General features: G+C 69.0%; 5 protein-coding genes. 2 read left to right on the top strand and 3 right to left on the bottom strand.

What is annotated here, in order from left to right; all coding sequences use genetic code 11:
- Nucleotides 1-569: 569 nt before the first annotated feature.
- A complete protein-coding gene (locus tag WH07_RS14255) occupies nt 570-3,593 on the bottom strand; it encodes an AfsR/SARP family transcriptional regulator (RefSeq protein ID WP_052744377.1) in 3,024 nt (1,007 codons plus the stop codon).
- A gap of 228 nt (nt 3,594-3,821) precedes the next feature.
- Between WH07_RS14255 and WH07_RS14250 the strand changes: the two genes are divergently transcribed.
- A complete protein-coding gene (locus WH07_RS14250) occupies nt 3,822-6,353 on the top strand; it encodes a tetratricopeptide repeat protein (RefSeq protein ID WP_232788880.1) in 2,532 nt (843 codons plus the stop codon).
- 147 nt (nt 6,354-6,500) lie between these two features.
- On the opposite strand, the gene WH07_RS14245 is transcribed toward WH07_RS14250, so the two are convergent.
- Nucleotides 6,501-7,751 carry a hypothetical protein gene (locus WH07_RS14245; RefSeq protein WP_198533804.1) on the bottom strand — a complete coding sequence of 417 codons (1,251 nt, stop codon included), beginning with the start codon at nt 7,749-7,751 and terminating at the stop codon, nt 6,501-6,503.
- Between the two features lie 262 nt (nt 7,752-8,013).
- Nucleotides 8,014-9,054, bottom strand: coding sequence for an NAD(P)-dependent alcohol dehydrogenase (locus WH07_RS14240; protein ID WP_046500229.1), 1,041 nt, complete (start codon nt 9,052-9,054; stop codon nt 8,014-8,016).
- 200 nt (nt 9,055-9,254) lie between these two features.
- Between WH07_RS14240 and WH07_RS14235 the strand changes: the two genes are divergently transcribed.
- Nucleotides 9,255-10,349, top strand: coding sequence for a helix-turn-helix transcriptional regulator (locus tag WH07_RS14235; RefSeq protein WP_232788874.1), 1,095 nt, complete (start codon nt 9,255-9,257; stop codon nt 10,347-10,349).
- Nucleotides 10,350-10,563 lie beyond the last annotated feature (214 nt).

The raw sequence follows: 10,563 nt of genomic DNA, 5'->3' as shown, positions 1-10,563 counted from the left end.
CTACTGGACCCCCCACTCACCCAGGCACTCCAGGTCCCCAACCCCCCCTGGCCGACACGCCCATTGACGACATACGCCTTGAAGACCCGCTCCCGCAGAAAGCGCCAGCGACGCGCCGCATCCTGACGCCGACCAAGGTCCGTCACGGCACGAGGCCGAGGCCACCGCGTCGCCGGTGTCTGCGCCCCAACCACGCTACGAGCCGGCCGCGACGAGTTGATCGACTGGCACGAAAATGGGGGGCGGTGAATGCCGCCCCCTCAGATCTAAGCTTTATTGATCAGATACAAGCTTCTTGATAGGCATATACCTGTCTGTGGTGTCTGTTATCGGCATCGCCACCGTTTTGGGTATCGCCGTATCTGAGAGTTCCATTGCGCCGAAACTCAGGACTGCCATCAAAAGAAGTGCGTACGCGTACATGGCGTGCTGGCGTTCCTCTCGTGCTTCACTGTACGCTGTATAGCGTACACCATGTTCGAGTGCTGGAACGCGCGCGAGCGCCCAATGCGGAGGCTTCCCCGCAGGCGAGATAGGTGAGAGTTGAAGTAGTTGCGAAGTGCCAGTCCCTACCGGCCCGGGTTGCCGTCATGCTGGGCCGGAGCGGTCTGCGCGATGGAGGCCGGTTCTGTATTCCGCAGGCCGAGAAGGGCCTGATTCTCCTCGTCTGTCGCGCCAATTTTTCGGGCGATTTCGAGAGCGTCGCGGTGGCATGTGGCTGCCTCGCGTCGGCGACCTGCCAGGCGGTATGCCTCGCCGAGGCCATTGAGGGTGTCCGCCTGACTCTTTCGGTCGCCGAGTGAGCGGAATTGCAGAAGGGCTTCCCTGTATAGGGGTAGAGCAGCCTCGCTGTCGCCGAACGACGTGAGGAGGTCTCCCAGATTCGTCCGCACGGTGGCCTTCTCGTACGGACTTCCCACGGACTCCAGGATCAGTAACGCCTCTTCGAACGACTGGCGGGCTTCTGTCGTCTCGCCGAAACGGAGAAGTAAGTAACCGAAATTGCTCAGTGCTTTGCCCAGGCTTCTCTTGTCACCCACCGCCCGGAATCCTCTGACGGCAAGCTCGAAATGCTTGCGTGCCCGGTCGTATTCTTCCAGAATGGGCAGAGTTATCGCGATATTGTTGTGCCCCTGGGCGATGTCCCAAGAGTCCCCTGAAGTAGCCTTGATCGCGAAGGCCCGTTCGAAGAACGTGAGCGCCTTCCGGTTGTCTCCGATATGCCATTGCAGTACCCCCAGCACGCGCAGCGCCTCCGCCTCCGCTCTGGAGTCGCGTGTCGCGCGGGCGATCGTCAGGGCCTGCTCGCCGGCCTCCGCCGCCTCCGGGTAGTGCGCGGTGTTGGCGTGGGTCTCGCTCAGGTACACGAGCATCTGGCAGAGCGCCCGCTGGTTCCCGGTGCGGCTCCAGTGGTCGGCCGTGTGCCGGGCGATGACGCTCAGGTCCGACCAGTGGCACTCCGCGTCGAGGAACGCCGCCAGCACATGGCCGAGTCGGGCGGCTCGGTCCGGTGCCCCGTGCGTACGGGCGTACTGCTCGACGGCCAGCAGATTGCCCCGCTCCGTGGTGAACCACGCCTTCGCCTCATCGGCGTGGCGCGGGCGCACCGCCGGCTCGTCGTCGCGGGCCGTCAGCCGCAGCCGGCGCGGATACGCGAGGTGGTCGGCCTGCTCCGCGGCCTCGACGTAGAAGTCGGTCAGGCGGTCCAGGGCCGCACCGCGGTCCTCCTCGCTGTCCTCGGACGAGGCCAGCGAACGCGCGTATTCGGCGAGCAGGTCATGCATTCTGTACCGGTTGGGCGTCGGCTCCAGGATCAGGTGGCACGTCAACAACTCCTCCAGCAGCTGCTCGGTCTCCGCAGCGGGCAGGTCCAGCAGCGCCGCCGCCGCCTCTGCTCCGAACTCCGTTCCCGGATGGAGGCTCAGCCGGCGGAACGCGGTGCGCTGGCCCGCGCTCAGTGTCTGGTAGGAGACGTCGAACGCCCGCCCCATGGAGTTGTAGCCGTCAGTGATCTGGCCGAGCCGGCCAGGGCTGCGCGCGAGCCGTTCGCCGAGGGTGGCCAGTGTCCAGGACGACCGTGTCCGGAAGCGGTTGGCGACCAGCTCGATGGCCAGCGGCAGATAGCCGCAGAGCCGGACGATTCCGGCGATCCCTCGTATGTCCTGCGTACGCTCCTCGCCCGCGAACTTCCGGAACAGCGCGATCGCGTCGCCGGGAGGCAGCGCGTCCAACGGCACCGGATGGGCGTCCGGCAGGCCCGCCAGATGGCGGCGGCTGGTCACGATGGTGAGAGACGCCGAGTCGCCGGGCAGGAGCGGCCGGACCTGATCGGGATTGGCCGCGTCGTCCAGCACGATGATGGAACGGCGGTCCGCGAGCATGGTCCGCCACAAGGCCGTGCGCTCCTCCAGGTCTCTGGGGATCGCCGTGGCGGGTATGCCGATGAGGCGAAGCAGCAGGGCGAGCGCCGCCTCCGCGGTCAACGGTTCCTGAACTGCGGAATGTCCCCTTAGATCCACATATAGCTGGCCATCAGGGAAGTGCTCGGCGAACTGGTTCGCCGCGTGGACCGCTATGGCGGTCTTCCCGACTCCGGCCATTCCGGACACGGTTTCCAGCGTGACAAGGGATCTGTTTCCGGCGGCCGTGTCGATCGCCGCGCTGAGGAGCCGCAGTTCCTCCCGTCTCCCGACGAGGGGCGTCTGCCGCGGAAGGTTCCGGGGCGCCATGGGGCCCGCTACGGTCCCGGACGCCGGAGCGGGTGGTTCGGTGTTCCGGGCGACGGAACCGCGCGGCCCCGAGTCCCGCGTACGACCCCGTACCGAGCCCGGGATCAGATCGTCCACCGGAACGCGGTCGAGAATGCCGCGGTGGATACGCTCCAGGTCGGCGCCCGGGTTCGAGCCGAATTCCGCCCGCAGTGACTGACGTGCCTGTTGGTGGACCCGCAGCGCGTCGGCGTATCTGCCACTGCCGTAACACGCGACCATGAGATGCCCGATGAGGCCTTCATCGGCCGGATGCTGGTCGACGAGTGCCGACAACTCGCTGATCAGCTCGGTGAAGCGGCCGAGCCGCAACGACGCGGCGATGCCGGAGACGGTGGCTTCGAGACGCTTCTCCGACAGCGTTCTGCGTACTCTCTCCGGCCAGGCGCCGGGCAGCCCGGCGAGCGCCTCGCCCTTCCACAGGCCTTCCGCCTGGGCGAGCCGGGCCAGGGCCGTTTCGTCGTCGCCGACGTCGGACGCGGCCCGTGCCTCCGTGTAGAGGCGCCGACAGCGGTGCCAGTCGATCGAGTCCGGGTCGGCGTCCAGGGTGTACGTATGGGCTCGGCGGTTGATCCACGGCGCGTCGGGGGCCTCCCCGGCACGGCGCAGATGCCGGCGGGCACGCGAGACGTATGTGTGCGTGCTCTGACGCGCCGTGGGCGGAGGATCGTCGTCCCAGAGGTAATCGACGAGCGAGTCCAAGGCAATGGGGCGTCCTACGTCGAGCGCGAGCGCGGCGATCAAACAGCGCAGTTTGTCGGACCCCAAGTTCAGCAGGTGCCCGTCATTGCTGATTTCGACCGGACCGAGAATCTGGAAGTCCACCAGCGCCCTCCCGCTGCTGGTCCTTCAAATTTTTGACGAGGATGCCACGCTGCCCGAAGGGCCGCCAGTCGGCCATGGGTGAAACTGGCTGATCTGTTCTCTTGCGTGATCGACTGGTGTCTTCTTCTGACTATGAGCTGGGTAGTGAAATAGGTACCGGGAATCAGAGGAATCGAGGGGCGGCGACAACAGCGTTCGCGCATACGGTGGTTGACCAGCGGGGGGCCCATGGATCCGGTGACAGCCGCCGAGGTGATGAACGTGCTGGCACGCGCTTTCGTCCAGGAACCGGACGGCGACGGCCGGCGTATCCGGCAGGAGCTTTCAGCGCTGATTGGCGCGGAAACCTCTGCGGGGAGCGTTGTCTCCGAGGTGTGGCGGCGGGCCGCCGCGTCACCGGGCGATCCCCTGTTCCGCAGACTGCTCGCCGACGCGCTGACCGAGGCGGCACGTACGATCCCGCCCCTGATGGCGGGACTCGCCCGGTTGGCCAGGAGCTCGCCGCGGCCGGCGGACCAGCCCCGGGCGGCGGCCGGCACGAGCGGCAGCCACGGGAACACCATTGACGGCGCCGCCCGGTTGTACGGCCCGACCGTGCAGGCACGCGATGTACAGGGCGGCATACACATTCATGCCGCGCCCGTCCCCGCCTCCCCGTCTCCGGCGTTCCGCCCGTCGGCACCCCGGCAACTCCGATCGGTACCCGCCCACTTCGCGGGGAGGGACAGCGAGTTGGGAGGCCTGGACCGGCTCCTCGTACAGAAGCCGGGATCCTCACAACTGCTCGTGGTGGTCAGCGGTCCGGCAGGGGTGGGCAAGACCACCCTGGTGTCCAGGTGGCTCCATTCGGTGGGCGAGGAGTTTCCCGATGGGCAGATGTACGCCGATCTCCGGGGGCATGTGAACATCGGGACGGAGCCCGCCGGTACGGTGCCGGCCACCGGGCCGGAGGAGGCCGCGGGCCCGGCGACGCCGACGGAGATCCTTGGGCAGTTCCTGCGGGCGCTCGGTGTCGTATCGGTCCCCGCGGACCTGGCCGAGCAGGCCTCGCTCTGGCGCTCCGTGACCGCGGGCCTGCGTATGGCGGTGATGCTGGACAACGCGTTCACCGCCGCCCAGGTCCGTCCACTGCTGCCCGGCGGCCCGGACGGTCTGGTCGTGGTGACCAGCCGACGGCGGCTGACCGGACTCGGTGTCGACGGTGCGGTGTTCCGCCCGCTCGGAGTGCTGGACCCGGCCGCGAGTCTGGAACTGCTCGCGCACGGGGTGGGCAACCGGCGTACCGCCGGCGAACTCCGCGCGGCGCGCGAGGTGGTGGCCCTCTGCGCGGGTCTGCCCCTGGCACTGTGCGTGGCGTCCGCGCGCCTGGCATCACGCCCGCGCCAGTCCCTCAGAACACTGGCGGACGCGCTCGCGCGGGACGCCGGACCGCTGACCGCACTCGAAATCGAAGGGGAAGCCGCCGTGCGCAACGCTCTGGACGCTTCGTACACCGTACTCACGGCCGATGCCGCACGCCTGTACCGGCGGCTCGGCCTGCTTCCGGTGGGGACGTTCGACGTCCGGACCGCGGCGGCGGCGTGCGGGGTGTCCCTCGGGTCGGCGGAAGGTCCGCTGGACGAGCTGATCGAAGCCAACCTCGTCGAGGACATCGGCCCGGATGTCTGCCGCTTCCACGATCTCGTACGCGCCCACGCGCGCGACCGCGCCGCCCGGGACGAGAGCGAATCCGCGCGGACGGAGACGCTGCGGCGGGTGTGCGACTGGTTCCTGGCGACCGTGACCGCGGCGGAGGAACGACTCACTCCGGCGCAGTTCACGTTACCGAGGGACTATGTCTACCCATCCGACCTGCCGCTTCCTTTCGCGGACGACGCGGGCGCACTCGCGTGGCTGGACGGACACCGGCTGGATCTGATGGGCTTCGTGCGCACCGCCTCGGACAACGGGTGGGACGACTGCGCCTGGCAGCTCGTCGACGCCGCCTGGCCCCTGTTCCTGCGCCGACGCCACTACGACCTCTGGATCGAGGCTCACGAGCTCGGACTCGCCGCCGCCAGGCGAGCCCGGAACCGTACCGCGGAGCGCCAGATGCTCAACTCCGGTGCCATCGGACTGGACGCCGCAGGCCGGATCGATGACGCGATCGTGTGGTACGAGGAATCACTCCGGGCGGCGCGCGCGGCGGGGGACGTCCGGGACGAAGGACAGGCACTGCACGGTCTGGGCGCCTGCTGCCGGAACGCCGGTCGGCTGGACGCGGCCGTTCCCTATCTGACGAGGGCCATCACCGCTTGGGAGAGCTGCGGATATTTACGGGGCGTGGCTCTGTCACAGGTCGTACTGGGCGAGATCGCACTCGCGGTGGACGAACCGCGGCGAGCCGTCGAGTACTTCACCCGGGCCCACGACACGCTTGCGGCGGTAAAGGATCCGCACGACACCGCACGTGCGCTCGCATTCCTGGGCCGTGCCCGGGTACGCGCGGGCGAGTACGCGCCGGGCGCGGCCCAACTCGGTGAGGCACTGGCGGTGTTCACCCGGTCCGGTTCGCTCCACTGGCAGGCCAGGACGCTGGAGATGCTCGGTGAGAGTGCCCGGGAACACGGTGACATGGCGACGGCGGTGGATGCCTGTACGCGGGCGCTGGCGCTGCACGAGGTCACCAGTCCGGCCGACGCGGACCGGCTGAGGGACCGGCTGGAGAGCCTGGAGCGGCCCCCAGCCGGTCCTCCGCCGGAGGGTGTCACCTCGGAGTGACCCGGCGGACCATCGAATACCGGGCCCGCGCAGCGGAACCCTCGTCCCCGTATCTCCGGAGTCCGGCACCGGCGCAGCGGCACCGACGAAGAGCGAAGCGGTACCGACGAAGAGGTATTGGCGAACCGGCACCGGCTCCGCAGCGGTTCACGCCGACTCCGCCCCTCGTGCGGACGCGGCGGTCCACGCCTCCAGCGGAGGAGGCATCGGCAGCGGTACGGTCAGCGGCTCGTGGGCGGGCTGCCCCAGCCCGAGCACCTCGTACATCAGCCGTCGCATCCGTCGGTTGAAGCCCCCGGGTTCCGAAGTGATACGGGAGGCGATGGCGGCGTACTCCTCCTCGCGGTACTCGGCCGCCGCGTAGTCGAGCTGGCTCACGAGCGGATGGGCAGGGGAGAGCGTGGGTGCCGTCATGGCGAGCGCGGCGGCCGGAGACATGGGGTTGATCTCCTCCGCGGGCGAGCCTGTCAGCAATATCGGGGCTCCGGTGAGCGTCCCGTACAGCGTCACCGATCCGTGGTCACCGATGATCCGGTGCGCGGCGATCAGCACGCTCCGCCAGTCGGCCTCCGGAGGCACGATCGCGATCCCCCGCCTGCTGCACTGCGCCAGCCACGCGCGAACCTGCCATGGTCCGTGCCCCGACCACACATTGGGGTGGACGAGGACCGCCGTCCGGTACCGGTCCGCCGGCAGTTCACCGATCAGCCGCGGAACCAGCGCCTCGATCCGCCCGAAGGACGAGCCCGGCCCCCAGGTCGAAGCGAACACCACCAGCTCCCGCCCGTCCGTGAGCCCGAGCGCCCGGCGATACGCGTCGCGCAGCGGCAGACTGGCCGTGATCCGGTCGTGGGCCGGATCTCCGATCACACGCGCGACGGGCAGGGCCTCCGGGCAGGACCGCGCCAGCTCGCGCAGCTCATCGCCATGCGGTACGACGAGTGCCGCGGGCAGCGTCTTCCCGTCCGGCATGATGTCCCTCCGGCGCAGCCCCGCCACACCGGCCTCGGCCTCTCCGGCTCCGACGATGCGCTTCACGTAGTTGGCTCCGTGCGGCAGCGCGATGAGCGGTGCGCTGACATCCGCGACACCCTGCGGACCCGCGGCCAGCGCCAGATCGAACCTCAGACGTTTCGCTTCCTCCCAGGGAAGCACCGGGCTCCCCAACTGCCCAAGGAAGCGGGGTACTTCGTCGCCGAAGACATGCGGCGGCACTGTGAAGACCACTTGCACACGGAAGTCGGCCTCCAGTAGCGACAGGACGTCGAGGAGCCGCTTCAGGTAGGTGAGGGTATGGGCAATGGCCAACACTTTCTTGCGTCCCGCGAGCGTCAGCCACTGACGTGATCTCGCGGATGGTTGCTGTCCGGTCGTATCCGATGCGCCGAGCGCCGACATGGTGTCCCCCGTGATTCTCTGCGGATTGTTCCTCCGTCAGAGGCTCTTTCCGCCGACCGGGACGGAACGCCTGCCGCACCCTTGCGAAAACCTTGCAGGGGGCTGCCGAGTGCCGTCGGGCCGGGGGCGCCCTGGTTACGCCGGACAGCAGCCCCCTCACGCCCGGCGGCTTCTCGTGCGCAGGTCAATCAGCACCGTAGGTCAGCCCGTACGGTTCCGGGCAGCACCCGGTGGCTTCGGCCGCGGAGAAATCCGCGCCCGCTCAGATCGTCGCGACGTCGATCACGAACCGGTACCGCACATCGCTGTCCAGCACCCGCTCGTACGCCTCGTTGATCTGGCTCGCCTCGATCAGTTCGATCTCCGCGCCCAGGCCGTGCTCGGCGCAGAAGTCCAGCATTTCCTGGGTTTCGCGGATTCCGCCGATGCCCGAGCCGGCCAGGGTCTTGCGGCCGCCCAGCAGGGAGAAGAGGTTGAGCGAGACGGGCTCCTCCGGTGCGCCCACGTTCACCAGCGCGCCGTCCGTCCTGAGCAGGGACAGGAACGCGTCGAGATTGATGGGCGCCGAGACCGTCGAGAGGATGATGTCGAAGGTGCCGCGCAGTTCCTCGAAGGTCTTCGGGTCGCTGGTCGCGTAGTAGTGGTCGGCGCCGAGCCGCAGCCCGTCGTCCTTCTTGCGCAGCGACTGGCTGAGTACGGTCACCTCGGCGCCCAGCGCGTGGGCGATCTTGACGCCCATGTGTCCGAGGCCGCCCATGCCGACGACCGCGACCTTCTTGCCGGGGCCGGCGTTCCAGTGGTGCAGCGGGGAGTACGTCGTGATGCCCGCGCAGAGCAGCGGCGCGGCGGCGTCGAGCGAGAGGCCGTCCGGGATGTGGAGGGTGAAGTTCTCGTCGACGACGACCTGGGCGGAGTAGCCGCCGTAGGTGGGGTCGCCGTTCTTGTCGCGGGCGTTGTACGTGGCGACATTGCCCTGGAGGCAGTACTGCTCCAGGCCGGCGCGGCAGTTCTCGCACTCGCGGCAGGAGTCGACCATGCAGCCGACGCCCACCCGGTCGCCGACGGCGAACTTGGTGACTCCGGAACCGACCTCGGCGACGACGCCGGTGATCTCGTGGCCGGGGACCATGGGGAATATGGCCCCGCCCCAGCCGTCGCGGGCCTGGTGGATGTCCGAGTGGCAGATGCCGGCGAACTTGATGTCGATCAGCACATCGAACTCGCCCACCGGACGGCGTTCGATGGTGGTGCGCTCCAGAGGAGCCTTGGCGGCGGGAGCGGCGTATGCGGCAACGGTGGTCATGCCTGGGGGGTCTCCTAGAAAGATCATTCCGCGCCCGGGACCGACTGGTCCGGACATGCCGATCAGCATGGTGCGGGCGCGGGGGATTACCCAGGCCACCGGTTTGCATACGTTCAGTGGTCGTACCACTGGCGGGGGTACTACTGGTGGGGTCAGGCTTCTGGGCGTACGACCAGGAGCACCCAGGAATACTGGATGGCATGGACGATCGGGCGAACGCATTCGGCGCCCCGGGCGCGGCCACCGACGTTTCGGGCGGTACGGCCACCGGCGCGGATTCCGCGGCGGCCTTCAGCGGTGCGGCAGGTACGAGGGGTACGACGGATACGGCAGGTACGAGGGGGACGGCAGGTACGCCGGAGGTCCCGGCCCCCTCGGGTACGACCCCCTCCGGTACAGCCCCCTCCGGTGCGGCCGAGCCCCTCGACCGCCGGGCCGAGCTGGTCGAGTTCCTGCGTACGAGGCGGGCCAGGCTCAAGCCCGAGGACGTGGGCTTGCCCGACTTCGGCAGGCACCGGCGCGTACCGGGCCTCCGGCGCGAGGAGCTGGCGCAGCTCGCCGGGGTGTCCGTCGCGTACTACACCCGTCTTGAGCAGGGCAACGGACGCAATGTGTCGACGGAGGTACTCGACGCGGTCGCGCGCGCCCTCCGGCTCACCGACGCGGAACGCGCCCACCTCAACCACCTCGCCAGCCCCAAGCACCACAAGAAGCGCCAGACCGCCATCCGCCCGCAGCACGTACGGCCAGGCCTGCGCCAGCTCCTGGAGGTGATGGAGGGCGTCCCCGCCTATGTCAGCGGCCGCCGCTCCGAGGTCCTCGCCTGGAACCGTATGGCCGCGGCGGTCTTCGGCGACTGGGGCGAGCTGCCGCTCCGCGAGCGGAACTGGGCGCGCCTGGTCTTCCTCTCGCCCGCCTACCGCGACCTCTTCGTCGACTGGGACTCCAAGGCGTCCGACCTGGTCAGCTCGCTACGCCTGTACGCGGGCTGCCACCCGGAAGACCCGGAACTGTCCGCGCTCATCGGCGAACTGTCGGTGAAGAGCGAGGAGTTCCGCCGCCTCTGGGCCACCCACGACGTGAAGGAGAAGAGCCACGGCGTGAAGCAGCTCCGTCACCCGCTGGTCGGCCCGCTGACCCTCTCGTTCGAGGGCATGTCACTCCCGGACGACGACGAACAGGTCCTGGTCGTCTACCACGCCGAACCGGGCTCCCCCTCGGACGAGGCCCTCCGCCTCCTCGCAAGCTGGGGCACCACCACCCCACACGCGACAGCGACCACGGGCGAGGCCTGAGGGCCTGGAGGGCAGGCGCTGGAGGACAGGCGAACGACCGCCCGGCGAACGATCCGCGGTGAACGATCGGCCCGTGAACGACCGCCCGGAGCCGTGATCAGCCGATCCCGATCAGCCGAGGCAGATGACGAGCAGGCAGAGCTGGTCGTCCGGTTTCTCCGTGGCCGGTGGGGAGCTCGGGGGCGGGGTTTCCGGTGTGGAGTCGTCCGTGGGT

Origin of the sequence: Streptomyces odonnellii, assembly GCF_000981895.1 — a bacterium.
GTDB classification, from domain to species: Bacteria; Actinomycetota; Actinomycetes; order Streptomycetales; family Streptomycetaceae; genus Streptomyces; species Streptomyces odonnellii.
This window is presented reverse-complemented; position numbering and strand designations above follow the sequence as displayed.